The sequence below is a fragment of the Vibrio sp. 378 genome (genome assembly GCF_033339435.1).
The window spans coordinates 1-613 of sequence record NZ_JAWOUO010000769.1 but is presented as its reverse complement, the minus strand read 5'-3'; the positions used below and the strand labels follow the sequence as shown (position 1 = coordinate 613).

Sequence of the window (613 nt, the reverse complement as noted above, 5' to 3'; positions counted from 1 at the left end):
GTACACATAACTATTATTGCTATGTTGATAAAGTTGAAGCAGTGAAAATGAATCAAGTTCATTGGTTTTGATGTTGTAGGTATAAAAATGTGCGCCATCACTGACCCAAATATAATCACCTGATGAACCTATTTTTCTAATTTGCGACCCGGGGTTAAGGCTAAAGACCAACTGCCTTTCTTTGTTTGGGTAGGTCTGATAAACCTCATTTTCGACAAAGGTCCAGAATGACCCTTGATGATACGCAAGCTGCTTTGCGGTCGTTTGCAAAAAACTCCCTGATTTCGGCAGAACATTCTGGCCGTCATAAAAAAGAACGCGGCCATGTACATCATGAATCCATAGCCCACCTTGCTCGCCCAAGAACAATTTTTTCGCAGCAATAAAAGTGCCCTTAACCTGAGTAGGCAAAGGGTAAAAGATGGCATTTGCGTTGTTCAGCGCAAATGCTTGAGATGATATGAAGAGTCCCCAGAAAATCAGGACAAGTTGGCGAAGCAAGACGAAAACCTTATATATCAATTTATATCAACTCAACTCCCTATAGGCCTTCCGTAGCTCTTGTGAGTAGGGTTATTTTGAGCCGCTAATTATTGATAATGATATCTCAATT

The 613-nt window shown here is 40.6% G+C and carries 1 pseudogene; it reads right to left on the bottom strand.

Going from position 1 to position 613, the window contains the following annotated elements:
• Positions 1 to 501: pseudogene (locus R7Q48_RS28750) on the bottom strand (AraC family transcriptional regulator); the annotation flags it as partial.
• Positions 502 to 613 lie beyond the last annotated feature (112 nt).